Raw genomic sequence first — 25,794 nt, 5'->3', positions numbered from 1 at the left:
GCGCCGTCTGGCGCCTAGCTGCCCATGACCATTGCGAATTCCCCGTACCAAGCCTTTGCCACCCTGCTGACTGCCAGCGGCCACAACGTCTCGCCTGCCGAACTGCACGGCGTGCTGCTCGGGCGCAGTTGCGCCGGGGCCGGCTTCGATCATGAAGGCTGGCTGATCGACGCCGCCGAACTGCTCGAAGGCGATATCCAGGACAACGTCCGCAACGCCCTGATTGGCCTGCAGGAGATGGTCAAGGGCGAGCTGACCGGCGACGATGTCACCGTCGTTCTGCTGCTGCCGACCGACGATGCACCGCTGGCCGACCGCGCCGCTGCTCTGGGCGAATGGTGCCAGGGCTTCCTCAGCGGTTTCGGCCTGAACTGCCGCGACAGCAGCATGCTCAGCACGGAAGCCAACGAAGTGCTGCAGGATCTGGCGGCGATTTCCCAGGTCCAGGATGCGCTGGAAGAATCCGAAGACGGCGAAACCGACTACATGGAAGTCATGGAGTACCTGCGCGTCGCGCCGCTGCTGCTGTTCTCGGAAACCAAGAAAGCCGACGTGCCGCCAGCCGCCAAGCCGTCGCTGCATTAATCGCGTGCCAGGGAAAGCCATCTGCCCATGACCCATATCCCCAAAGCGGAATACAGCCGTCGCCGCAAGGCCCTGATGGCGCAGATGGAACCCAACAGCATCGCGATCCTGCCCGCCGCCGCGGTCGCTATTCGCAACCGGGACGTCGAGCACGTCTACCGTCAGGACAGCGACTTCCAGTACCTCAGCGGTTTTCCCGAGCCGCAAGCCGTCATCGTGCTGATGCCCGGGCGCGAGCATGGCGAGTACATCCTGTTCTGCCGTGAACGCAACGCCGAGCGCGAATTGTGGGATGGCTTGCGCGCCGGGCAAGAAGGCGCGATCAGCGAATACGGCGCCGATGATGCGTTTCCGATTACCGACATCGACGACATCCTCCCGGGCCTGATCGAAGGCCGCGACCGGGTCTATTCGGCGATGGGCAGCAACCCGGAATTCGATCGGCACCTGATGGAGTGGATCAACGTGATCCGCTCCAAGGCGCACCTTGGTGCGCAGCCGCCGAATGAATTCGTTGCCCTGGATCATCTGCTGCACGACATGCGCCTGTATAAATCGGCGGCAGAAGTGAAGGTGATGCGCGAGGCTGCGCGGATTTCGGCGCAAGCGCATATCCGCGCGATGCAGGCCTGCCGTCCAGGACTGTATGAATACAGCCTCGAAGCCGAACTGGATTACGAATTCCGCAAGGGCGGAGCGAAGATGCCGGCCTACGGCTCGATCGTCGCCGCCGGACGCAACAGCTGCATCCTGCATTACCAGCAGAATGACGCGCTGCTCAAGGACGGTGATCTGGTGTTGATCGACGCCGGTTGCGAGATCGACTGCTACGCCAGCGACATCACCCGCACCTGGCCGGTCAACGGCAAGTTTTCGCCCGAGCAGAAAGCGATCTACGAATTGGTGCTGGCTTCCCAGGAAGCAGCATTCGCCGAAATCGCCCCGAACAAGCACTGGAACCAGGCGCACGAAGCCACGGTGCGGGTGATCACCACAGGTCTGGTCAAGCTGGGTTTGTTGCAGGGCGAAGTTGACGAGTTGATCGCCAGCGAAGCCTACAAGGCTTTTTATATGCACCGCGCCGGCCACTGGCTGGGCATGGATGTGCATGACGTTGGCGAATACAAGGTCGGCGGCGAATGGCGCGTGCTGGAAGTCGGCATGGCGCTGACCGTGGAACCGGGCATCTACATCGCCCCGGACAATCAGAGCGTGCCGAAGAAATGGCGCGGCATTGGCGTGCGCATCGAGGACGACGTGGTCGTAACGCGATCCGGTTGTGAAATTCTCACCAGCGGTGTGCCAAAAACCGTCGCCGAGATCGAAGCGCTGATGGCACAGGCAAGGACACACGCAGCATGAGTCGAGTCAATCTGGCAATTATCGGTGGCGGTCTGGTCGGCGCCAGCCTGGCGTTGGCCTTGCAGGCCGGAGCCAAGGCGCAAGGCTGGAAAATCGTCCTGATCGAACCGTTCGCTCCCGGCGACAGCTGGCAGCCGAGCTACGACGCACGCTCTTCGGCGCTGTCCTTCGGCTCGCGGCAGATTTACCAGCGCCTCGGCGTCTGGCAGGAAATCTCCCGCCGCGCCGAGCCGATCAAACAGATTCACGTCTCCGACCGGGGCCGTTTCTCCACCGCGCGTTTGTCGGCGATGCAAGAGGGCGTGCCCGCGCTCGGTTACGTGGTGGAAAACGCCTGGCTCGGCCAGTGCCTGTGGCAGCACCTCGACAAAGACGTGATCACTTGGCGCTGCCCGGCGGAAGTCACGCGCATGGAGCCGTTGGCCGATGGCTATCGCCTGACCCTCAACGATGAAACCACCCTGGAATGCGACCTCGCGGTGCTCGCCGATGGCGGCCGCTCCGGGTTGCGCGAACAACTGGGCATCAACGTGCGCAAGCGCCCGTACAACCAGAGCGCGCTGATCGCCAACATCACCCCGAGTGAGGCGCACAACGGCATGGCCTTCGAGCGCTTTACCGATGAAGGGCCGATGGCGCTGCTGCCGCTGCCGGACAACCGCTGCGCGTTGGTCTGGACCCGACTGGGCATGGATGCGCAGCGCCTGACCGAGTTGAGCGAGCGCGAATTTCTCAGCGAGCTGCAAGGCGTGTTCGGTTACCGCCTCGGCACCTTGAAACAGGTCGGCGCGCGGCATCTGTATCCGCTGTCACTGATCGAGGCTGAAGAACAGGTGCGTTCGCACCTGGCTGTGCTCGGTAACGCCGCGCACAGCCTGCATCCGATCGCCGGCCAGGGCTTCAACCTGTCGCTGCGTGACGCCGACGCCCTGGCGACTGCGCTGCTGGCCAGTGACAAGCCGCTGGGCGACTTCGCCACGTTGCAGGCCTACCGCGAGCGGCAGCGCCTCGATCAGGACCTGACCGTGGGCTTCTCCGATCAGGTCACGCGGTTGTTCGGCAGCACCCAGCCGCTGGTGTCGCTGGGGCGCAACCTCGGCCTGCTCGGGCTCGATCTGCTGCCGCCGGCGAAACGCTGGTTCGCCCGTCAGGCGATGGGCTTGGGGACGCGTCCGGATGCTTGAGTGGCCGCCCGGCACTTTCATTTTCAGGATCGCGCCGCCCACTGGCGCGCTCGGTAAAACCCATTACGTGCGGCGCAAGCCGCAAGCGAGACAGGCCTAAAGCATGGAAATGCGCGCAGATATGCTGATTGTCGGAGCCGGAATGGTCGGCAGCGCCTTGGCGCTGGCGCTACAGGACAGCGGCCTGGAAGTGCTGCTGCTCGATGGCAGTCCGTTGAGCGTGAAGCCGTTCGATGCCGAAGCGGCGTTTGAACCGCGGGTCAGTGCGTTGTCGGCGGCGAGCCAGCGCATCCTCGAACGCCTCGGCGTGTGGGATGGCATCGCCCAACGGCGCAGCAGTCCGTACACCGACATGCACGTCTGGGACGGCAGCGGCACCGGGCAGATTCATTTCTCGGCGAGCAGCGTGCATGCCGATGTGCTCGGCCACATCGTTGAAAACCGCGTGGTCCAGGACGCCCTGCTCGAACGTTTGCACAGCTGCGATCTGGGCCTGCTCGCCAACGCGCGGCTGGAGCAGATGCGTCGCTCCGGCGATGACTGGCTGCTGACCCTGGCTGACGGCCGCACCCTGCGCGCGCCGCTGGTGATCGCGGCGGATGGCGCCAATTCTGCAGTGCGCCGTCTCACCGGCGTGGCCACTCGCGAGTGGGATTACCTGCATCACGCCATCGTCACCAGCGTGCGCTGCAGCCAGCCGCACCGCAAAACCGCGTGGCAGCGCTTTACCGATCACGGGCCGTTGGCATTTCTGCCGCTGGAACGCGATGGCCAGCAGGACTGGTGCTCGATCGTCTGGTCGACCACGCCGAGTGAAGCCGAGCGCTTGATGGTGCTGGACGACGCTGGGTTTTGCGCCGAACTGGAGCGAGCCTTTGAGGGACGCCTCGGTGAAGTGATCAGCGCCGATCCGCGTCTGTGCGTGCCGCTGCGTCAGCGCCATGCCAAGCGCTACGTCGCGGAAGGCCTGGCCTTGATCGGTGACGCGGCACATACCATTCACCCATTGGCGGGGCAGGGCGTGAATCTCGGTTTCCTCGATGCAGCGGTACTGGCGCAAGTGTTGCTGCAAGCGCATGAGCGCGGCCAGCGATTGGCGGACGTGAAAGTGCTGAGCCGCTACGAGCGTCGGCGCATGCCGCATAACCTGGCGCTGATGGCGGCGATGGAAGGCTTTGAGCGCTTGTTCCAGGCCGATCCGCTGCCGCTGCGCTGGCTGCGCAATACCGGGTTGAAACTGGTCGAGCAGATGCCCGAGGCCAAGGCGTTGTTTGTGCGCGAGGCGCTGGGGTTGACCGGGGATCTTCCAGCGCTCGCCAAGCCCTGAGATGTGCATTGAATTTAATGGCCTCATCGCGAGCAGGCTCACTCCTACAGGGGAACGCATGCCAATTGTAGGAGTGAGCCTGCTCGCGATGGCGCCAGTCGGTTCAACCACAGCATTCCGACTGTGCAACATCTGGTAACGCCTTCACCCAGTGTTCGATTGTGGTGGTAAATGTGAGTCCTTATCATTTGGCCCACATTTTCCGACCGAGAGACCACTCCCATGTTGGCACCCAAGCGTCTTCTGACCGCACTGGCCTTGACCCTGATCGGCAGCACCACTGCCCAGGCTGCCGATGAGGTGGTGGTCTACTCGTCGCGTATCGATGAGCTGATCAAGCCGGTATTCGATGCCTACACCGCCAAGACCGGGGTGAAGATCAAGTTCATCACCGACAAGGAAGCGCCGCTGATGCAGCGCATCAAGGCCGAAGGTGAAAACGCCACCGCCGACCTGCTGCTCACTGTCGATGCCGGCAACCTCTGGCAGGCCGAGCAGATGGGCATTCTGCAGCCGTTCACCTCGAAGACCATCGACACCAACATTCCGCCGCAATATCGCTCCTCCACTCACGCCTGGACCGGCCTGAGCCTGCGCGCCCGGACCATCGCCTATTCCACCGAGCGGGTGAAACCGGGCGAACTGACCACCTACGAAGCGCTGGCCGACAAGAACTGGGAAGGTCGCTTGTGCCTGCGCACGGCGAAGAAGGTCTACAACCAGTCGCTGACCGCGACCATGATCGAAGTCCACGGCGCCGAGAAGACCGAGAAAATCCTCAAGGGCTGGGTCAACAACCTGTCCACTGACGTGTTCTCCGATGACGTTGCGGTGCTGGAAGCGATCAACGCCGGGCAGTGTGACGTCGGCATCGTCAACACTTATTACTACGGTCGCCTGCACAAGCAGAAGCCTGAATTGCCGGTGAAGCTGTTCTGGCCGAATCAGGCTGATCGCGGCGTGCATGTGAATCTGTCGGGCATCGGCCTGACCAAGCATGCACCGCACCCGGAAGCGGCCAAGGCGCTGGTCGAATGGATGACCACCCCTGAGGCGCAGAAGATTTTTGCTGATGTGAATCAGGAATTCCCGGCCAACCCGGCTGTGGCACCCTCGGAAGAAGTCGCGGCGTGGGGCAAGTTCGTGGCCGATACCTTGCCGGTCGAGGTCGCGGGCAAACGCCAGGCCGAAGCGATCCGGATGATGGATCGGGCGGGGTGGAATTGAGTCTGTTCCGATAACACCGTTTACTTTAGATCGCTGCCCTCACCCCAGCCCTCTCCCGGAGGGAGAGGCAGCCGATTTGTGTTGGATTCGAACCTGAGTTCGGCTTGCTACCTCAGATCGGCATAATACGTACAAGCGACGCGGTCAGTCCCCTCTCCCTCCGGGAGAGGGCCAGGGTGAGGGCAGCACTCTCAACCTGGAACACGCAATCCAAGACCACGCCAATACCTCCAGAGACCCTAAAGTGGCCCACCCCGCCCAACGCCGCTGGTACCCCATCGTCTTCGCCATCGCTGCGCTGGTGCTGTTGCCGCTGAGCGTGTTGCTGCTGTCGTGGCAGACCATCGATCAGCAGATCTGGTCGCACCTGTGGGAAACCCAGATGCCGCGTCTGCTCGGCAATACCCTGACGCTGATCCTCGGCGTCGGTGTCGGCGTGACGCTGCTCGGTGTCAGCCTGGCCTGGCTGACCAGCCTCTGCGAATTCCCCGGTCGGCGCTGGCTCGACTGGGCGCTGATGCTGCCCTTTGCCATTCCAGCGTATGTACTGGCGTTCGTTTTCGTCGGCCTGCTGGATTTCGCCGGCCCGGTGCAGAGCCTGTTCCGCGAATGGTTCGGCACGGGCCTGCGCCTGCCCCGGGTGCGCTCCACCGGCGGGGTGATTGTGGTGCTGGTGCTGGTGTTTTATCCCTACGTTTACCTGCTGGCGCGCACCGCGTTTCTGGCCCAGGGGAAAGGGTTGATGGAGGCGGCGCGGGTGCTCGGACAATCGCCGTGGCAGGCGTTCTGGCGGGTCGCGTTGCCGATGGCGCGTCCGGCGATTGGTGCCGGTGTGGCGCTGGCGCTGATGGAAACCCTGGCCGATTTCGGCGCGGTGTCGGTGTTCAATTTCGACACCTTCACCACCGCCATCTACAAAACCTGGTACGGCTTCTTCAGCCTGCCCAGCGCCGCGCAACTGGCGAGTCTGTTGCTGTTGGTGGTAATGCTGGTGCTGTACGGCGAACGCCGGGCACGCGGGGCGAACCGGGCCAGCAATGAACGGCCACGGGTGAAAGCGCTGTATCACCTGCGCGGGCTCAAAGCGTTTGCGGCGACGGGCTGGTGTGGATTGGTGTTCGCCTGCGCCTTCGTCATTCCGGTGCTGCAACTGATCGTGTGGTTCTGGCAGCGCGGGCGCTTCGATCTGGACGAGCGCTACGCCGGGCTGATCCTGCACACGTTGTATCTGGGCGCGATGGCGGCGCTGATTACCGTCAGCGTTGCGTTGTTGCTGGCTTTCGCCCGGCGTCTGGCGCCGACCCCAACGATAAACTCCGGCGTCAGCCTGGCCAATCTCGGCTACGCGTTGCCCGGTTCGGTGCTGGCGGTGTCGATCATGCTCGCTTTCAGTTATCTGGATCGGGAACTGGTGATTCCGCTCTCCGCGTGGCTCGGCGGTGCCGGCAAACCACTGTTGCTCGGCAGCCTCGCCGCTTTGCTCATGGCTTATCTGGTGCGTTTTATCGCCGTCGCTTACGGACCGCTGGAAAGCAGTCTGGCGCGTATACGGCCATCTTTGCCCGAAGCAGCACGTAGCCTGGGTGTCAGTGGGCCGCGACTGTTTTTCAAAGTGTATCTGCCGCTGTTGCTGCCCGGCACGCTGAGCGCCGCGTTGCTGGTGTTCGTCGATGTGCTCAAGGAAATGCCCGCGACCCTGCTGATGCGCCCGTTTGGCTGGGACACGCTGGCGGTGCGCATCTTTGAAATGACCAGCGAAGGCGAATGGGCGCGCGCCTCATTGCCGGCATTGACCCTGGTGCTGGTCGGGCTATTGCCAGTGATCGGATTGATTCGACGCTCAGCGCACCGAAACACTTAGTAGTGAGTCCTACATCATGCGGCTACAATGCGCGGCATTCGGTGCGGTTCGTCTGACAGACCCGTGCGCTGGAATCGGCTGCAAGCCTTATTTATCAAGGCTTTCAGCCGTATAGCGGCGGTCCGCACCCTCGCCACGCCCGGAAGGAGAAACCCATGGGACAGCGTACGCCTCTGTATGACCTGCACCTCGCGCTCGGCGCGAAGATGGTCGATTTTGGCGGTTGGGACATGCCACTGCATTACGGCTCGCAGGTCGAGGAGCACCACGAAGTGCGCCGCGATTGCGGGGTGTTCGATGTTTCCCACATGACCGTGATCGATGTCACCGGTGCCCAGGCCAAGGCCTGGCTCCAGCATCTGCTGGCCAATGATGTCGAGCGCCTGCAGCATCCCGGCCGGGCGTTGTACAGCACCATGCTCAACGAGCGTGGCGGCATCGTCGACGACATGATCGTCTACCGCCTCGACGACGCTTACCGGCTGGTGTTCAACGCCTCTACCCGCGATCAGGATCTGGCCTGGATGAACGCCCAGCTCGGCGCTTACGACGTGCAACTGCACGAGCGCTCCGAGCTGGCGATGCTCGCCATCCAGGGCCCGCAGGCCCGGCACAAGATCGCCGAACTGGTGACTCAGTCCCGCGCCACGCTGATCCAGCAACTCAAACCTTTCGAAGGCGCCATCGACGGCGACTGGTTCATCGCGCGCACCGGTTACACCGGCGAGGATGGTCTGGAGATCTGCCTGCCGGCGAATCAGGCGCCGGGTTTTTTCAACGACCTGGTCGGCGCCGGCATTTCGCCGATCGGCCTTGGCGCCCGCGACACCTTGCGCGTCGAGGCCGGGATGAACCTCTACGGTCAGGACATCCACCAGGACGTTTCGCCGCTGGCCTCGAACATGGCTTGGAGCATCGCCTGGGAACCGGCGTCGCGTCAGTTCATCGGCCGCGCGGCGCTGGAGGCGGAAAAAGCCGCCGGCGTGGCGCACAAACTGGTCGGTCTGGTGCTCGAAGAACGCGGGGTTCTGCGCGCTCACCAAGTGGTTCGCATCGCCGATGTTGGCGAAGGGGAGATCACCAGTGGTAGTTTCTCTCCTACGCTGAGCAAATCGATTGCCCTGGCGCGTGTGCCGATGGCAACTGCCGACCGCGCCGAAGTGGAAATCCGTGGCAAGTGGTACCCGGTACGAGTGGTCAAACCGACCTTCGTACGCCATGGCAAAACCTTGATCTAACCTTTTCTGGCGGGCATGACCGCTGACCAATTTCCGAGGAACCGAAGATGAGCGATATCCCTGCCGAACTGCGTTTTGCCGAAAGTCATGAATGGGCGCGTCTGGAAGCTGACGGCACCGTCACCGTGGGCATCAGCGATCACGCGCAGGAAGCGCTGGGCGACGTGGTGTTCGTCGAGCTGACCGAAGTCGGCAAGGTGTTCGCCGCCGGTGACCAATCCGGCGTGGTCGAGTCGGTAAAAGCCGCCTCCGACATCTACGCCCCGGTCAGCGGCGAAGTCATCGCGATCAACGAAGAGCTGAGTGGCTCGCCCGAGCTGCTGAACTCCGACCCGTACGGCGCGTGGATCTTCAAGCTCAAGCCAAGCGACAAGGCCGAGCTGGACAAGCTGCTGGATGCGGCGGCTTACAAGGCTGCCATCGGCGAGTAACCTGCCGGCATGACCCAAAGCCCCGATTCGTCGGGGCTTTTTTATGTCCGATGCAAATCCACTGTAGGAGTGAGCCTGCTCGCGATAGCGGTCTGTCAGTTCATTTTCGGTGGCTGACCCACCGCTATCGCGAGCAGGCTCACTCCTACAAGGGGATGCGGTGTCCAGAAAATGGGTTGTCACGCAGGCTGCTATGCTGGTTTGACCGTGTCGATTGACGCCAAGCCCCAGCCAGGAGAGCCCGTCATGCCCCAGTCGCCGTCTCTGAGCCAGTTACGCGATCCCGAAGCCTTTCTGCGCCGTCACCTCGGCCCGGATGCTGCCGAGCAGCAGGCGATGCTCGACAGCCTGGGCCTGGGCAGTCGCGCCGAGCTGATCGAGCAGACCGTGCCCCCGGGCATTCGCTTCAATCGCGCACTGGATCTGCCGCCGGCCCTCGACGAGCAAGCTGCGCTGGCGAAACTGCGCGGTTATGCCGAGCAGAATCAGCTGTTCACCAGCCTGATCGGCATGGGCTACCACGGCACCGTCACGCCAACCGTGATCTTGCGCAACGTGCTGGAAAATCCCGGCTGGTACACCGCGTATACCCCATACCAACCAGAGATCGCCCAAGGCCGGCTCGAGGCGCTGCTGAATTTTCAGCAGCTGACCATCGACCTCACCGGCCTGGAGCTGGCCAACGCCTCGCTGCTCGATGAGGCCACCGCTGCCGCCGAAGCCATGGCTCTGGCCAAGCGCGTGGCGAAGTCGAAGAGCAATGCGTTTTTCGTCGATGAAAACTGTCATCCGCAAACCCTCTCCGTGGTGCAGACCCGCGCCGAAGGTTTCGGCTTCGAGCTGATCGTCGACGCGGTGGATAACCTGGCGCAGCACGAGGTGTTCGGTGCGCTGCTGCAATATCCCGACACCCACGGCGAAATCCGCGATCTGAAACCGCTGATCGATCACCTGCACGCGCAGCACGCCCTGGCCTGCGTTGCCACCGACTTGCTCAGCCTGCTGGTGCTGACGCCGCCGGGTGAGTTGGGTGCCGATGTGGTGTTCGGCTCGTCCCAGCGTTTTGGCGTGCCAATGGGTTATGGCGGACCGCACGCGGCGTTCTTCGCCAGCCGCGAGGAATACAAGAGGGCGATTCCGGGGCGGATCATCGGCGTATCGAAGGATGCTCGCGGCAACGTCGCGCTGCGCATGGCCCTGCAAACCCGTGAGCAACATATCCGCCGCGAGAAGGCTAACTCGAACATCTGCACGGCACAGGTGCTGCTGGCGAATATCGCCAGTTGCTATGCGGTGTATCACGGTCCCGAGGGCTTGAAGCGTATCGCCCAGCGCGTGCATCGTCTGACCTGCATCCTCGCGGCTGGACTTGAGCGCAACGGCATCAAACGGCTCAACGCCCAGTTCTTCGACACGCTGACCCTGGAAGTCGGCGGCGCACAAACGGCGATCATCGAAAGCGCTCAGGCAGCGCAGATCAACCTGCGCATTCTCGGTCGCGGCCGCGTCGGTCTGAGTCTGGACGAGACCTGTGATGAACACACCGTGGCGAAATTGTTCGATGTGCTGCTCGGTGCCGATCATGGCTTGAGCGTCGACGCGCTGGATGCCGAAGACATCGCCTCGGGAATTCCAAGTGAGCTCCAGCGCAGCACGCCGTACCTGCGCCATCCAGTATTCAATGCGCACCACAGCGAAACCGAGATGCTGCGTTACCTCAAACAACTGGAAAACAAGGATCTGGCGCTCAACCAGTCGATGATTCCCCTCGGCTCCTGCACGATGAAACTCAACGCCACCAGCGAGATGATCCCGATCACCTGGCCGCAGTTCGCCAATCTGCATCCGTTCGTGCCGAGAGAGCAGGCCGCCGGTTACACGCTGATGATCGAAGAGCTTGAGCGTTGGCTGTGTGCAATTACCGGTTTCGATGCGATCTGCATGCAGCCCAACTCCGGCGCCCAAGGCGAGTACGCAGGCTTGCTGGCAATTCGCAAATATCACGAGAGCCGGCGCGAGGGCACGCGGGAGATCTGCCTGATTCCGTCGTCGGCCCACGGCACCAATCCGGCTTCGGCGCAGATGGCCGGGATGCGCGTGGTCATTGTCGAGTGCGATGAGGCGGGCAACGTTGATCTGGACGACTTGAAGCTGAAAGCCGCCGAGGCCGGGAACAAGTTGTCGTGTCTGATGGCGACCTATCCATCGACCCATGGCGTGTACGAGGAAGGCATCAGCGAAATCTGCGCAGTGATTCACCAGCACGGCGGCCAGGTGTACATGGATGGCGCCAATCTCAATGCCCAGGTGGGTCTCGCCCGTCCAGCGGACATCGGCGCCGACGTGTCACACATGAACCTGCACAAGACCTTCTGCATACCCCATGGCGGCGGCGGGCCGGGCATGGGCCCGATCGGCGTTCGCGCGCATCTGGCGCCGTTCGTGGCCAACCACCCGGTGGTGCCGATTGACGGGCCACTGGCGCAGAACGGCGCAGTCAGCGCGGCACCGTGGGGCAGTGCGAGCATTTTGCCGATCAGTTGGATGTACATCGCCATGATGGGTCCGCAACTGGCGGACGCCAGCGAGGTGGCGATTCTGGCGGCGAACTATCTGGCGCAGCATCTATCCGGCGCGTTTCCGGTGCTCTACACCGGGCGCAATGGCCGCGTGGCGCATGAATGCATTCTTGATCTGCGCCCACTGAAGGCGCAGACCGGCATCAGTGAGGAAGACGTGGCCAAGCGTCTGATGGATTACGGTTTCCACGCGCCGACCATGTCTTTTCCGGTGCCCGGGACGTTGATGGTCGAGCCGACCGAGAGCGAATCCAAGGCGGAACTCGACCGGTTCATCGCGGCGATGCTGAGTATTCGCGCAGAGATCAATGAAGTGCAGAAGGGCAACTGGCCGGCCGAAGACAACCCGCTCAAACGCGCCCCGCATACGCTGGCCGATGTCACTGGAATCTGGGAGCGACCCTACAGCCTCGAACAGGCCATCACCCCGGATGCGCACACCCGAGCGCACAAGTACTGGCCGGCAGTGAATCGGGTGGATAACGTTTACGGCGATCGCAATCTGTATTGCGCCTGTGTGCCGGTGGATGATTATCGCTGATACATAGGTGTACACAGTTCCCCTGTAGGAGTGAGCCTGCTCGCGATAGCGGTGAATCAGTCACCGGAGAATTTGCCTGATACACCGCTATCGCGAGCAGGCTCACTCCTACAAGGGATTGTGGTGGAGCTGAAATTTGGGCAAAAAAATGCCGCTCGATCGAGCGGCATTTTTTGTTACTCGGAAGCCACGGCGTTCTTCGCCAGGATCGCGTTCGCCAGTTCCATGTCCGAGGCTTGCAGGCCCGGGTTGTCGGCGCGGACTTTCTGCATCGCTGCTTCCAGGTACGGGCCACGGATGCCGCCGTCGCTGGCGACGAAGCTGCCGGCGTCGTCCTGGGCAGCGACGATCAACTTGTGATCCTTGAAGGTCAGGTAGGTCGAACCGGTGGTGGCGCCGGAGGAAATGACGTTACGCCAAAAGCTGTCCGCCATGGCCGAACCAACGGGAAGCGACAGCAGGGCCAAGGTGGCGACAGCAAGTTTGAGACGCATGATGGGGTGACTCCTGGGGATTGACTACGGCGTTGGATCGGCGATCCATCGATCCAGTTCCGTGGCGACTTATTTCAACTCACTTTGTGGCGTCACCCGCAGCACTTCCTCCACCGTGGTCAGGCCCGCCGCGACCTTCTGCGCGCCGGACAGGCGCAGGCTGCGCATGCCTTCCTTGAAAGCCTGGCGCCGAATCGCGGTGAGGTCGGTGTCCGGGGTGATCAGCGCTTTCAGGCTGTCGCTCAGTTGCATGATTTCGTAGACCCCGGCGCGGCCGCGATAGCCGGTGTCGCGGCATTCCAGGCAACCGATCGCCCGTTGCGCATGGCTCGGCAGCGGCGCCTGCCATGGCCGGGTCAGGGTTTGCCAGTCTTCCTCTTCGAGCGTCAGCGGCGCCTTGCAGTGCGGGCACAACGTGCGCACCAGCCGCTGGGCCATGACCCCCAGCACGGTCGCCTTGATCAGGTAATGCGGCACGCCGAGTTCGAGCAAACGGCTGATGGCGCTTGGCGCATCGTTGGTGTGCAGGGTGGACAAGACCAGGTGCCCGGTGAGCGCAGCCTGAATCGCCATTTCCGCGGTTTCCAGATCGCGGATCTCGCCGATCATGATGATGTCCGGGTCCTGTCGCATCAGCGCGCGCACCCCGGAGGCGAAGCTCAGCTCGATGTTGTGCTGCACCTGCATCTGATTGAAGGCCGGCTCGACCATTTCGATCGGGTCTTCGATGGTGCAGAGGTTGACCTCCGGCGTCGCCAGTTTTTTCAGCGTGGTGTAGAGGGTGGTGGTCTTGCCCGAACCGGTCGGCCCGGTGACCAGAATGATGCCGTTGGGCTGGCGGGTCATGTCCTGCCAGCGCCGCAGGTCGTCGGCGCTGAAACCCAACTGGTCGAAATTCTTCAGCAGCACTTCCGGGTCGAAAATCCGCATGACCATTTTTTCGCCGAACGCCGTCGGCAGGGTCGACAGACGCAATTCCACTTCGCCGCCATCCGGGGTCTTGGTCTTGACCCGGCCATCCTGGGGTTTGCGCTTTTCCGCGACGTTCATGCGACCGAGGCTTTTCAGGCGACTGACAATTGCCATGGTCACCTGCGGCGGGAATTGATAGACGTTGTGCAGCACGCCGTCGATGCGAAAGCGCACGGTGCCGTGCTCGCGGCGCGGTTCGATGTGGATGTCACTGGCGCGCTGCTGGAAGGCGTACTGGAACAGCCAGTCGACGATGTTGACGATGTGTGCGTCGTTGGCGTCCGGCTCCTGGTCGCTGGCGCCGAGATTGAGCAGTTGTTCGAAGTTGCCGAGATTGCCGCCCTGCGCGTCGGCATTGCTGGCGCCGATGACCGATTTGGCCAGACGAAAGAACTCGACGCTGAAGCGCTGGATATCCACCGGGTTGGCCACGACCCGTTTGATCGGCAACTTCAATACGTGGGTCAGATCGGCTTCCCATCCGTTGACGTAAGGCTGGGCGCTGGCCACGGTCACCGCATCACGGTCCACGGCGACGGCGAGAATCCTGTGCCGTTGCGCGAAGGCGTAGGACATCAGCGGTGTGATCGCTGCGACGTTGATTTTCAACGGATCGATGCGCAAGTACGGCTGGCCGGCCTGTTGCGCCAGCCACAGGGTCAGGCTTTCCAGATCCAGATATTTGCCTGGCCGGCTGAGGTCGTCGAGTTGTTGGCTGGCGATGAACTCCAGCGGATGCATCTGCCCGTGAGCAGCATGGCGACGGCGGGCATTGAGCGCCTGTTCCGCCGCGTCCTGGCAGATGAAGCCTTGGGCGACCAGTTCACGCAGTACATCGTTGAGGTCCAGCCAGCGGTCCTGAGTGACAAATTGAACGGACATGTGGCTTTCCTTTTTAAGCGTCATGCCCAAAAGGATAGTCGTGGCGCTGCTGACCGTTGGGCCACTACCCGACGAAGCCGTTGCCGGATCTGTCAGCCGGCGGCTTGCACGGGCGCCTGCCATGCCGCGTCGACGTTGTGCAGGTCCACCGAGCAGACGCTGATCAGGTTGCGCAGTTTTTCCGCGATCACCTGCGCGCGATGCCAGCTCAGGCCGCTCATCAGCAGATCGATCGACAGCAGGTCGTCCAGCCGCTGCACGTTGACCTGCTCCGGGGTCAGGAACTGCAAGGCGAACAGATTCAATACCCGCACCAACAGATCCGGCTCGGCCTCGGCGAGGATTTGGTATTGCGCCAGGCAGTGCGCGTTACTGATGTTCCAGACATCGGCGCGGGTGGCGGGGCTGTTCACGGCTTCAAGGTGCGGCATGGCGAGTCTCCAAAGGTACTGGAGAAATTTTTACATTCGGCGCGGGGTATTTCTTGGCTATGATCGGCGCTTGACTGGATTTATTGAAATCTACAATTCGTTAAAACTGATCTTTGAGGATTTTTTATGCACAGCGAGCTGGATGGCTACGATCGCAAGATTCTCGCCTTGCTGCAGCAAGACGCCTCGCTGTCTAGCGCGCAGATCGCCGAGCAGGTGGGCCTGTCGCAATCGCCGTGCTGGCGGCGGATTCAGCGGATGAAGGAGGAGGGCATCATTCGCGGGCAGGTGACCTTGCTGGATCGCAAGAAGATCGGCCTGAACACGCAGATCTTCGCCGAGATCAAACTCAACGCCCACGGCCGGTCGAACTTCACCGAATTCACCGAGGCGATTCGCGGCTTTCCGGAAGTGCTGGAGTGTTACGTGCTGATGGGTGCCGTGGACTTCATGTTGCGCATCGTTGCGGCGGACATCGAGGCGTACGAGCGGTTCTTCTTCGAGAAGCTGTCGCTGGTGCCGGGGATACAGGAAGTGAATTCGATCGTGGCGCTGTCGGAGATCAAGTCCACCACGAGCCTCCCGGTCTGATAGCAATTGTGGCGAGGGAGCTTGCTCCCGCTGGAGGCCGGAGGACTCCCTGTTCCTGCGGACGCAGGTTTCGGGGCCGCTTCGCAGCCCAGCGGGAGCAAGCTCCCTCGCCACAACGTGTTACATGCGCAGGAGGATCTTCCAGGCGCGGTTCTGGTACACCGCAATCGCCTGATGCTTGCGTGCATCGAGCAGTTCGTCGGTGATGGTCGGCTCGTTGGCCAGTTGCGCCAGTTTGTTCAGTTCACCGTAGAGGCGATCCATTTCCGGGATGTCCAGCACGTTGCGTGCATGGTGCAGCCAGACCTGAATGCGCTCGATGCGCGGCAGTTGCTCGGCGAGATCTTCCGGCTGCTGCTGGTAGCGCTGCAACTGCAGAGCGGTGGCTTCTTCGCCCAGCAGGCGCGGCAACCAGCTGTGCAGTTGCGCGTCCCCCTGACGGTTGCCTCGAGTGTTGCGGTCGGCGGTCCAGGTACGGGCCAGCAGCCAGCGCGAGGCGTTCAGCGAGAACTGACCCCAGCGCGGGTCTTCCAGCTCTTCGAGGAACTGCTCAGGCGCGGCTTTGCGCACGTCTTCGTCTTCGATGCCGACCTGCACCAGCGGGCGCCAGTCTTCCAGCAAGGCATCAAGGGCGACGCGCAGGTCGTGGGTCGACTGACGCGGTGCCGCTTGACCGAGGCTGCTGAGCAGGGCGCGCATTTCCGCGAGGTTCTCGACCCAGTCCTGCAGCAGGCGCCAGTGGCCGTTGAAGCGATATTGTTCGGCCAGACGCTGGCTGCTGCCGAGCAGGTGCCAGCTCAGCGCGGCGAAGGCGTCGTCGAGACGGGTTTCGGTGGTCAGCTGCGGCGCTGGCAGGCTCAGCGAGTAGCTGTTGGCGTCGTGCAGGCGATAACCGCGCTCGGCCTTGCTGATGTCGCACGGCATCAGTGCCAAGGTCTCGGCCAGTTCAGCAGCCAGTTCCAACAGCGCGGCGGGCTCGCCTTCGCGCAGCTCCAGTTCCAGTTCGCAGATCTCTTCCTTCTGCTTGCCGACCACCACGTGACCGAGATCCAGTGCGGCCTCGATAACCACTTTGGTCTTGCCACGGCCCCAGGCGATTTCGGCACGCTCGCGGACGAAATCAGTGGTAAAGATCGGCTTGAGGGTTTTCTTGTCCAGCTCGGCCAGCGCCTCGGGCCAGCATTCGCCGTCGAGTTTCTTCACGTCGAGCTTGGCTTTCGGGAGCTTCCAGTCGTACTCGTTACGCTCGGACAGACCGGCGACGCTCTGGCCACGGGTCTTGAGGGTCTGAATCACTTCGTCACCGTCCTTGCGCAGGCGCAGGGCGACTTTGGCCTGGGCCAGATCGCGCTCGGGGGTGTCGAAATACTGGTTCATCAACTCACGGCGTTCCCAGCCACTTTTGTTGCGTTTCTTCAGCAGCGGGTGCTCGCGCAGGGCAGCGAGGGTTTCGCGGCTGACGCGGAGTTTGATTTCGGTTTCTTTTTGCATGGCCGGAACATCCAGAATCGGGAGCGCAGCCGGGGGAATGTGTGGCTGCCAAGGCCGTGCAGTGTACAGGAGTCAAACTTCCTACGCCCTGCGGCGGTTTATTCCGCGCGCCGGATGGTTCTATAGTGGGCCTCAATCCGGGACCTGGAGTCAGTGATGCCATTGCCGTCCATGCAAGACCAGTTCGCCGCGCTGATTGCCGCGCCATCGGTCAGCTGTACCCAACCGAGCCTCGATCAATCCAACCGCGCCGTCATCGATCTGCTGGCGGGTTGGCTGGGTGACCTGGGTTTCAGCTGCGATATCCAGCAGGTCAGCCCCGGCAAATTCAATCTGCTCGCCAGTTTTGGCAGTGGTCCCGGCGGCCTGGTGCTGGCCGGGCACAGCGACACGGTGCCCTACGATGACGCGTTGTGGCAGACCGACCCGCTGAAGCTCACCGAAGTCGATGGCCGCTGGGTAGGGCTGGGCAGTTGTGACATGAAGGGCTTCTTCGCGCTGATCATCGAAGCCGTGCAGCCGCTGCTCGAGCAACCGTTCAAACAACCGCTGCTGATTCTCGCCACCTGCGACGAAGAAAGCTCGATGTCCGGCGCCCGCGCGCTGGCCGAGGCCGGGCAACCGCTGGGCCGCGCGGCGGTGATCGGCGAGCCGACCGGGCTCAAGCCGATCCGCATGCACAAAGGCATCATGATGGAGCGCATCGACATCCTCGGGCAGAGCGGTCACTCCTCGGATCCGCGGCTGGGCCACAGCGCCCTCGAAGCGATGCACGATGCCATCGGCGAACTGCGCGGCCTGCGCCTGTTGTGGCAGCGCGAATTCAGCAATCCACAGTTCAGCGTGCCGCAACCGACGATGAACTTCGGTTGCATTCATGGCGGCGACAACCCCAATCGCATCTGCGGCCAGTGTTCGCTGGAATTCGACCTGCGGCCGCTGCCGGGCATGGACCCGAACGTGCTGCGCGCGGAAATCCTGCGCAAGCTCAACCCGGTGGCCGAGCGGCACAAGGTGAAAATCGATTACAAACCGCTGTTCCCGGAAGTGCCGCCGTTCGAGCAGGCCGAGGATGCCGAACTGGTGCGCATCGCCGAAAAGCTCACCGGTCATCGTGCCGAAGCAGTAGCGTTCGGCACCGAAGCGCCTTATCTTCAGCGCCTCGGCTGCGAAACCATTGTGCTTGGCCCCGGCGACATCGCCTGCGCGCATCAACCGGGCGAGTACCTTGAAATGTCACGTTTGCAGCCTACCGTGCATCTGATTCGGCAGTTGATTGAACATTACTGCCTGAGCCCGGACAAACTTGTGTGAGTGAATGCTGTACCTGTAGGAGTGAGCCTGCTCGCGATAGCGGTGAGTCAGTCACCGAAGATATTGACTGAAATTCCGCTATCGCGAGCAGGCTCACTCCTACAGGGGAGTTGTGTTTTGTCTGACCGAACCCGCTAAATTGCCTGCACCCCAACCCGTATTCATGAGGAGAGCGCGCGTGTCGCCAAGCCTGTTCCGACGATAACCATCAGCCCGCTGTGCGTTTTTCGTTTCGCCCCTTTTTTTCGGCTGCTCTTTATTACAGGCCCAGGTTCATGCCCGAATACGTCAATTGGCTCCGCCACGCGTCTCCCTACATCAATGCCCACCGCGATTGCACCTTCGTCGTCATGCTTCCCGGCGACGGCGTCGAGCATCCGAATTTCGGCAATATCGTCCACGACCTGGTCTTGCTGCACAGCCTCGGCGTGCGTCTTGTGCTGGTGCACGGTTCGCGCCCGCAGATCGAAACCCGCCTCGCCGCCCGTGGCCTGACCCCGCATTACCATCACGGCATGCGCATCACCGATGCCGCGACTCTGGAATGTGTGATCGATGCGGTCGGCCATTTGCGTATCGCCATCGAAGCGCGGCTGTCGATGGACATGGCCTCTTCGCCGATGCAGGGCTCACGCTTGCGCGTGGCCAGCGGCAACCTCGTCACGGCGCGGCCGATCGGTGTGCTGGAAGGCGTCGACTATCACCACACCGGCGAAGTGCGTCGGGTCGACCGCAAGGGCATCAACCGCCTGCTCGACGAGCGTTCGATCGTGCTGCTGTCGCCGTTGGGCTACTCGCCGACCGGCGAAATCTTCAACCTTGCTTGCGAAGACGTCGCCACCCGCGCCGCGATTGATCTGGGCGCGGACAAGCTGCTGTTGTTCGGCGCCGAGCTCGGCCTGATCGACGAGAACGGCAAACTGGTGCGCGAACTGCGCCCGCAACAGGTGCCGGCGCATCTGCAGCGCCTGGGCATGAGCAACTATCAAGCGGAGTTGCTCGATGCCGCCGCCGAGGCCTGCCGTGGCGGCGTGGCGCGCAGCCATATCGTCAGTTACGCCGAAGACGGCGCGCTGCTGACCGAACTGTTCACCCGTGACGGTGGCGGTACGCTGGTCGCGCAAGAGCAATTCGAGCTGGTGCGCGAGGCGGCGATTGAAGACGTTGGTGGCCTGCTCGACCTTATCAGTCCACTGGAGGAGCAGGGCATTCTGGTGCGCCGCTCCCGTGAAGTGCTGGAGCGCGAGATCGAGCAGTTCAGCGTGGTCGAGCGTGAAGGGATGATCATTGCTTGTGCGGCGCTGTATCAGATTGCCGATTCCGATGCGGGCGAGCTGGCGTGTCTGGCGGTGAATCCGGAATACCGCCATGGCGGCCGCGGCGACGAATTGCTTGAGCGCATCGAAACCCGGGCGCGGGCGCAGGGTTTGAAAACCCTGTTCGTGCTCACCACCCGCACCGCGCACTGGTTCCGTGAGCGCGGGTTCGAGCCGAGCAGCGTCGAACGCCTGCCAGCGGCGCGGGCGTCGCTGTACAACTATCAGCGCAATTCGAAGATTTTCGAAAAAACTCTGTAAAACCGTGTCGCTCCATTCGCGAGCAGGTCGCACCGTCGCTCCCACAGGAAAGCGCATTCCAGTGTGGGAGCGACGGTGCGACGATTCGACCTGCTCGCGAAGCTTTTTACTGGGTGATGAACTTCGCGCTGACGTAAGGCGAGTAATCCGGCAGGACCGTCTCGACCTTGCCCTGTTCTTTCAGGAATTTCGCCGTTTCAGCAATGGCCTTCGCGGTGCCGCCGTCCAGCAGCGCCGTGGTTTGCTGCGCCGTGGCATCCGGAAATGCCGAGCCGGCCAGCAGCTCCGGCACATCCGCTGCGTTGGCACCAGTCAGTTTGGCGATTTTCTGCACAGGCACCGAGTCGGCTGTCCAGCTGTCCTTGTGCGCGGCGTAATCAGCGAAGGAGTCCAGGGTGACCTTGGCGAATTTCGCCACGACCTCGGGATGCTTCTCGGCAAAATCCTTGCGCGCGACCCACACCTCGAAGGTCGGCGCACCCCACTGGCCGACTTGTGCGGCGTCGGTCAGGGTCTTGCCGGTCTTGCGAATCTCACCCAGCGCCGGAGACCAGACGAACGCCCCGTCAATGTCGCCACGCTTCCACGCGGCGGCGATTTCCGCCGGTTGCAGATTGACCACTTTGACTTGCGAAGTATTCAGGCCCCAGTGCTTCAGCGCCCCGAGGAGACTGTAGTGCGAGGTCGATACGAACGGCGTGGCGATGGTCTTGCCGACCAGATCCTGCGGCTTGTCGATGCCGCTGCCGTTGCGCACCACCAAAGCTTCGGCGGCGTTGATCTGCGCCGAAACAATGAACGCCACAATCGGCAGATTACGTGACGCCGCCGCAGCCAGTGGGCTGGAGCCAAGGTTGCCGATCTGCACGTCGCCAGAAGCAATGGCTGTCACTACTTCCGGGCCGCTGTTAAAGCGGCGCCAGTCGATCTTCTCGCCAATGGTTTTCTCATAGACGCCGTCGGCCTGCGGCACCTTGCTCGGGTCGATGCCGGTTTGGTAGCCGACAGTCAGACCGGCGGCCTGTGCGGAAAAACAAAACAGTGCCGACACACAAACTGTAACAAATTGACTTGATAGTGCGCGTTTCGCCATGATGCGTCGCCTTTTCGATGGGATTTGCCGTGTTGGGAGTACGGCAAAGCTAATCGATCTAAAAAAAGGTCAACAAATACCATTTAGGAATGAGCTTAGGCGCCGATACGCTGTTTCCCGGCGCGGATGGCCATTAATGGGCCATATACCCGAATGGTATGAAAAAGAATGAATAAATTCTTTTTGGGATTATCAGGAAGTCTTTACGCTGCAGGGACCAAATCACTTGCGATTAGACGATGGTCGTAGACATACAAGGTTACGATTGACTTGGCAGTCACGGTCTGGCGCTAATCGCGAATCTTAGGATTCAGGGCAAATCGACCCCGAACCAGGAACACAAGAATTAGAACGAGAGGAGCGATACATGAACAAGTCCACCTTGGCCCTGGCCGTGGCCGTTGGGGTTATGGCGCAGCAGGCAGGCGCCGCCGGTTTCATCGAAGACAGCAAGGCTACTCTGGGTCTGCGCAACTTCTACATCAACACTGACAACCGTGACGGCGCTGGCGCCAACAAGAACGAAGAGTGGGGCCAGGGCTTCGATCTGCGTTTCATCTCCGGTTACACCCAAGGCACCGTAGGTTTTGGTCTGGACGCCATCGGCCTGCTGGGCATCCGTCTTGATTCGGGCGGCGGCACCAACGGCAACAGCGGCACCGCTTACGGCGGCACCGTGTTCCCGAGCGAGTCCAACGGCAAGGCCGTGGACAACTTCTCCAGCCTGGGCCTGACTGCCAAAGCCAAGATCTCCCAGACTGAACTGAAGCTCGGTACCCTGCAGCCAAAACTGCCGGTGATCGTGACCAACGATGGTCGTCTGCTGCCACAAACCTGGCAGGGTGGCCAGATCACTTCCGGCGAGATCAAGGACCTGACCCTGGTCGGCGGTCAGATCGAAGCGGTAAAAGGTCGTAACTCCAGCAACAACGAAAACCTCTCGATCGGTGGTGCCAACTCCCGTGGCACGGCTTTCCGTGACAGCAACAAGTTCATCTACGCCGGCGGTGACTACAAGATCACCAAAGACCTGACTGCCCAGTACTACTACGGCAACCTGGAAGATTTCTACAAGCAGCACTTCCTCGGTCTGGTGCACAACTGGTCGATCGGCCCGGGCGTGTTGAAATCCGATCTGCGTTACTTCAACAGTTCCGATGACGGCAAGAACGGTACTGACTCGGCTTACTACAGCTCGGGTAACTACACCGGTTTCCGTAACGGCCGTGGTGAAGTCGACAACAACCTGTACAGCGGCCTGTTCCTGTACACCGTTGCCGGTCACACCTTCGGTGGCGGTTATCAGGTTTCCAACGGCAGCAGCGACTTCCCTTGGCTGAACCAGGGTGACGGTTCGTCGAACTACACCATCACCGACATGCAGATCCAGAAGTTCGGCCGCGCCGGTGAGAAAACCTGGCAGGCTCGCTACTCCTATGACTTCGCCAAGGTCGGCGTACCTGGCCTGACGGCGGGTGTGGTCTACCTCAAAGGCGACAGCATCGACACCGTTGGTACCAACGGCCGTGAAAACGCTTCGAACCGCTCCGAGTGGGAACGCGACTTCACCATCGGTTACGTAGTACCGGAAGGCCCGTTCAAGAACGTCGGCCTGATGTGGAAAAACGCTGTATGGCGCACCGACCTGCCGAACACCCGTTCGCAGGACGAAAACCGCCTGATCGTCAGCTACTCGATCCCGCTGCTGTAATCACGCGGCTCGATTCGCAGACAAAAAAAGCCCCGTCCGGCATCGCGCCGGACGGGGCTTTTGCGTTTCGAGTCAGGCTCACCCCCGTAAGCCCTTCTCGATTCCCTCTTTGCTGCAACTCAAGGCCTTCTCGAACCTTGCGTGCGATGTTCGTCGCGATGCGGGCCAGTGTCCAATGAACAGATGTTTAATATTCATTAATGATCTAGATATCTAGTTATTTATTCTTTTTCACACTGATCGATCCCGAGCTACAGTTGTTGTCTCCCATCCCTCATCAGGAGCAGCACCATGAGCCTCAGACTCGGCGACATCGCCCCCGATTTCGAACAGGATTCCAGCGCCGGCAAGATTCGTTTCCACGAATGGCTGGGCGATAGCTGGGGCGTGCTGTTTTCCCATCCGGCGGATTTCACCCCGGTGTGCACCACCGAGCTGGGTTTCACCGCCAAGCTCAAGGATGAATTCAGCCAGCGCGGCGTAAAAGCCATCGCGCTGTCGGTCGACCCGGTGGACTCGCACCACAAGTGGATCGAAGACATCAACGAAACCCAGAACACTATCGTCAATTTCCCGATCCTCGCCGATGCCGATCGCAAGGTCTCCGATCTCTACGATCTGATCCACCCGAATGCCAACGACACCCTGACCGTGCGTTCACTGTTCGTGATCGACCCGAACAAGAAGATCCGCCTGACCATCACCTATCCGGCAAGCACCGGGCGCAACTTCCACGAGATCCTGCGGGTGATCGACTCGCTGCAGCTCACCGACAACTACAAGGTGGCCACCCCGGCCAACTGGCAGGACGGTGAAGAAGTGGTGATTGTGCCGTCGCTCAAGGACGAAGACGAGATCAAGCAGCGCTTCCCGAAAGGCTATCGCGCGGTGAAGCCTTACCTGCGCCTGACGCCGCAACCCAACAAGTGATTTCTGCGGAGTAGCCGCTGGCGCCATCGCGAGCAGGCTCACTCCTACATTTGGAATGCGTTTCCCTGTAGGAGTGAGCCTGCTCGCGAAGGCGCCAGCCCAGGCAACCGAGAATCCGGAACCACAAAGCAGGGGATTTCCGGCCGTTTCGACGGCCTTTTTTTTCGCCTGGATTCTGCTTGGCGCTATATCTCTTAAATGCATAACCAAATGAATAAATATGATTTATGGATATATAAATCAGCTGGTAAGGTCACTGCCATTGAAGCGAGATCGCAGCCTGCGAATCGCCTGTAACGCTTAAAGGAATCTGCAATGCTGGTCGTCTCACTCGGTGGCAGCCCCAGCCTGCGCTCCCGTTCCGGAGTGCTGCTGGAGCGTTCGCAACGCTGGTTGCAACAGCAAGGGGTGGAAGTGGTGAGTTATCAGGTACGGGACTTCCCGGCCGAGGATCTGCTCCATGCCCGCTTCGACAGCCCGAAGGTCCTCGACCTGCTGCAACAGATTGAAAACGCCGATGGCCTGCTGATCGCCACCCCGGTGTACAAGGCCTCGTTTTCCGGAGCGCTGAAGACCCTGCTGGATCTGCTCCCCGAGCGTGCCCTGAACCACAAGATCGTCTTGCCGATGGCCACCGGCGGCAGCATCGCCCACATGCTGGTGGTCGATTACGCCCTCAAGCCTGTGCTGTCGGCACTCAAAGCCCAGGAAATGCTCCAGGGCATTTTCGCCGAGGACAGCCAGATCGCTTACGGCGAAGGCAGTGCCGCCGCGCAACTGGCGCCGGCCCTGGAGCAACGCTTGCACGAGGCGCTGGACCAGTTCATTGGCGCCATGGCGCGTCGGCCGAAACCGCTGGAGCCGGGCCTGTTGAACGAACGTTTGTTGAGTGCTCGCTGGAGCATTTAAGCCTCACCGGAATTTGAAGTACTGGCCTTACTCGCCCGCCAACGGGCAAGCAGGTGCAGCCAAAACCCAACAGCAAAAAGGAGAGCGCTATGCGCACTGTATTTTTGCGTCGTGGTCTGGTCGCTCTGTTTGCTGCGGCTGTGTCCTTCGGCGCCATCACTCAAGCTCAAGCCGAGACATTGCGGATCGGTTATCAGAAGTACGGCACGCTGGTGCTGCTCAAAGCCAAAGGCACCCTGGAAAAACGTCTGGCGGCGCAAGGCGTCGACGTGCAATGGACCGAATTCCCCGGCGGCCCACAACTGCTCGAAGGCCTCAACGTCGGCTCGATCGACTTTGGCGTGACCGGCGAAACCCCGCCGGTTTTCGCTCAGGCTGCCGGCGCTGATCTGCTCTACGTCGCCTACGAACCGCCAGCGCCGAACAGCGAAGCGATCCTCGTGCCGAAGGACTCGCCGATCAAATCCGTGGCCGATCTCAAGGGCAAGAAAGTCGCCCTGAACAAAGGCTCCAACGTCCACTACCTGCTGGTGCGTGCGCTGGAAGACGCCGGCCTCAAGTACAGCGACATTCAAACGGTGTTCCTGCCACCGGCCGATGCCCGCGCTGCGTTCGAGCGTGGCAGTGTCGACGCCTGGGTCATCTGGGACCCGTACCAGGCCGCTGCCGAGCAACAACTGCAAGCGCACACCCTGCGCGACGGCAAAGGCATCGTCGACAACCACCAGTTCTATCTGGCGACCAAACCCTACGCGCAGAAAAATCCCGAGGTGATCAAGACCCTCGTCGAAGAAGTGCGCGCGGTTGGTGAATGGTCCAAAGCCAATCCTGAAGACGTGACCCAGCAGGTCGCGCCGCTGCTCGGCCTGCCGGCGGACATCACCCTGACCTCGGTGAAACGCCAGGGCTATGGCGCGCTGTTCCTGACCCCGGAAGTGGTCGCCGCACAACAGAAAATCGCTGACACGTTCTTCCAGCTCAAGCTGATTCCCAAGCCGTTGAGCATCAAGGATGTGATCTGGACCCCGCCGGCCGCTGTGGCCCAAAGCTCACAAGCCGAGTAA

General features: G+C 61.6%; 21 protein-coding genes. 16 read left to right on the top strand and 5 right to left on the bottom strand.

The annotated features are described in order from the left end of the window. Nucleotides 1–24 precede the first annotated feature (24 nt). The 9 genes from LIS66_RS25780 to gcvP all read left to right on the top strand — a co-directional run bounded on the left by LIS66_RS25780 (nt 25) and on the right by gcvP (nt 12,335). Nucleotides 25–585 carry a YecA family protein gene (locus tag LIS66_RS25780; protein ID WP_065616333.1) on the top strand — a complete coding sequence of 187 codons (561 nt, stop codon included), beginning with the start codon at nt 25–27 and terminating at the stop codon, nt 583–585. A gap of 27 nt (nt 586–612) precedes the next feature. Beyond that, the gene (pepP, locus tag LIS66_RS25775; RefSeq protein ID WP_227973279.1) at nt 613–1,947 is read left to right on the top strand and encodes a Xaa-Pro aminopeptidase; all 1,335 of its coding nucleotides are present in this window, start codon (nt 613–615) and stop codon (nt 1,945–1,947) included. Further along, nucleotides 1,944–3,131, top strand: a complete 1,188-nt coding sequence (gene ubiH / locus LIS66_RS25770; protein WP_227973278.1) for a 2-octaprenyl-6-methoxyphenyl hydroxylase — start codon at nt 1,944–1,946, stop codon at nt 3,129–3,131. The genes pepP and ubiH overlap by 4 nt, the downstream gene beginning before the upstream one ends. A gap of 109 nt (nt 3,132–3,240) precedes the next feature. Continuing rightward, nucleotides 3,241–4,458, top strand: coding sequence for a 2-octaprenyl-3-methyl-6-methoxy-1,4-benzoquinol hydroxylase (locus LIS66_RS25765; protein ID WP_227974549.1), 1,218 nt, complete (start codon nt 3,241–3,243; stop codon nt 4,456–4,458). Nucleotides 4,459–4,680: 222 nt separating this feature from the next. Further along, nucleotides 4,681–5,685 (top strand): extracellular solute-binding protein, encoded by a 1,005-nt coding sequence (locus LIS66_RS25760; RefSeq protein WP_123417764.1) that lies wholly within the window; start codon nt 4,681–4,683, stop codon nt 5,683–5,685. 244 nt (nt 5,686–5,929) lie between these two features. Next, a complete protein-coding gene (locus LIS66_RS25755) occupies nt 5,930–7,546 on the top strand; it encodes an ABC transporter permease (RefSeq protein ID WP_227973277.1) in 1,617 nt (538 codons plus the stop codon). Nucleotides 7,547–7,701: 155 nt separating this feature from the next. After that, complete coding sequence (gene gcvT / locus LIS66_RS25750; protein WP_064364689.1) at nt 7,702–8,784, top strand: glycine cleavage system aminomethyltransferase GcvT; 1,083 nt, start codon at nt 7,702–7,704, stop codon at nt 8,782–8,784. Between the two features lie 47 nt (nt 8,785–8,831). Beyond that, nucleotides 8,832–9,215, top strand: a complete 384-nt coding sequence (gene gcvH, locus LIS66_RS25745; RefSeq protein WP_042607071.1) for a glycine cleavage system protein GcvH — start codon at nt 8,832–8,834, stop codon at nt 9,213–9,215. Between the two features lie 246 nt (nt 9,216–9,461). Continuing rightward, nucleotides 9,462–12,335, top strand: coding sequence for an aminomethyl-transferring glycine dehydrogenase (gene gcvP / locus LIS66_RS25740; protein WP_227973276.1), 2,874 nt, complete (start codon nt 9,462–9,464; stop codon nt 12,333–12,335). A gap of 176 nt (nt 12,336–12,511) precedes the next feature. Here gcvP and LIS66_RS25735 read toward each other — a convergent pair whose 3' ends face one another. The 3 genes from LIS66_RS25735 to LIS66_RS25725 all read right to left on the bottom strand — a co-directional run bounded on the left by LIS66_RS25735 (nt 12,512) and on the right by LIS66_RS25725 (nt 15,114). After that, the gene (locus LIS66_RS25735) at nt 12,512–12,832 is read right to left on the bottom strand and encodes a DUF2388 domain-containing protein (protein ID WP_172667868.1); all 321 of its coding nucleotides are present in this window, start codon (nt 12,830–12,832) and stop codon (nt 12,512–12,514) included. A 66-nt stretch (nt 12,833–12,898) separates the two neighbouring features. Then, the gene (locus LIS66_RS25730; RefSeq protein ID WP_227973275.1) at nt 12,899–14,683 is read right to left on the bottom strand and encodes a GspE/PulE family protein; all 1,785 of its coding nucleotides are present in this window, start codon (nt 14,681–14,683) and stop codon (nt 12,899–12,901) included. A gap of 92 nt (nt 14,684–14,775) precedes the next feature. Further along, nucleotides 14,776–15,114, bottom strand: coding sequence for a hypothetical protein (locus LIS66_RS25725; RefSeq protein WP_227973274.1), 339 nt, complete (start codon nt 15,112–15,114; stop codon nt 14,776–14,778). A 126-nt stretch (nt 15,115–15,240) separates the two neighbouring features. Between LIS66_RS25725 and LIS66_RS25720 the strand changes: the two genes are divergently transcribed. Continuing rightward, on the top strand, nt 15,241–15,705 hold the full coding sequence (locus LIS66_RS25720; protein WP_042607067.1) for an Lrp/AsnC family transcriptional regulator: 465 nt from the start codon (nt 15,241–15,243) through the stop codon (nt 15,703–15,705). Between the two features lie 120 nt (nt 15,706–15,825). Here the strand turns inward: LIS66_RS25720 and LIS66_RS25715 are convergent, their stop codons facing one another. Continuing rightward, entirely contained in the window at nt 15,826–17,196 is a 1,371-nt protein-coding gene (locus LIS66_RS25715) for an inorganic triphosphatase (RefSeq protein ID WP_039757448.1), read from the bottom strand. Between the two features lie 156 nt (nt 17,197–17,352). Here LIS66_RS25715 and argE point away from each other — a divergent pair, with 156 nt between their 5' ends. After that, nucleotides 17,353–18,510 (top strand): acetylornithine deacetylase, encoded by a 1,158-nt coding sequence (argE, locus tag LIS66_RS25710; RefSeq protein WP_042607066.1) that lies wholly within the window; start codon nt 17,353–17,355, stop codon nt 18,508–18,510. Nucleotides 18,511–18,785: 275 nt separating this feature from the next. Continuing rightward, on the top strand, nt 18,786–20,087 hold the full coding sequence (argA, locus tag LIS66_RS25705; protein WP_064364694.1) for an amino-acid N-acetyltransferase: 1,302 nt from the start codon (nt 18,786–18,788) through the stop codon (nt 20,085–20,087). A 106-nt stretch (nt 20,088–20,193) separates the two neighbouring features. Here argA and tauA read toward each other — a convergent pair whose 3' ends face one another. Then, entirely contained in the window at nt 20,194–21,183 is a 990-nt protein-coding gene (gene tauA / locus LIS66_RS25700; protein WP_227974548.1) for a taurine ABC transporter substrate-binding protein, read from the bottom strand. Nucleotides 21,184–21,547: 364 nt separating this feature from the next. Between tauA and LIS66_RS25695 the strand changes: the two genes are divergently transcribed. From LIS66_RS25695 to LIS66_RS25680, 4 genes are all read left to right on the top strand, one after another. Beyond that, nucleotides 21,548–22,891 (top strand): OprD family porin, encoded by a 1,344-nt coding sequence (locus tag LIS66_RS25695; RefSeq protein ID WP_064364696.1) that lies wholly within the window; start codon nt 21,548–21,550, stop codon nt 22,889–22,891. 291 nt (nt 22,892–23,182) lie between these two features. Next, complete coding sequence (locus LIS66_RS25690; protein ID WP_024014725.1) at nt 23,183–23,821, top strand: peroxiredoxin; 639 nt, start codon at nt 23,183–23,185, stop codon at nt 23,819–23,821. Between the two features lie 315 nt (nt 23,822–24,136). After that, the gene (gene ssuE, locus LIS66_RS25685) at nt 24,137–24,730 is read left to right on the top strand and encodes an NADPH-dependent FMN reductase (protein ID WP_042607062.1); all 594 of its coding nucleotides are present in this window, start codon (nt 24,137–24,139) and stop codon (nt 24,728–24,730) included. Nucleotides 24,731–24,819: 89 nt separating this feature from the next. Further along, on the top strand, nt 24,820–25,794 hold the full coding sequence (locus LIS66_RS25680) for a sulfonate ABC transporter substrate-binding protein (RefSeq protein ID WP_042607061.1): 975 nt from the start codon (nt 24,820–24,822) through the stop codon (nt 25,792–25,794).

It is taken from the genome of Pseudomonas sp. HN2 (genome assembly GCF_020736465.1).
Classification (GTDB): Bacteria; Pseudomonadota; Gammaproteobacteria; order Pseudomonadales; family Pseudomonadaceae; genus Aquipseudomonas; species Aquipseudomonas moraviensis_A.
Note: the sequence above shows the minus strand (reverse complement) of the source record. Positions and strands in the feature narration are given on the sequence as shown.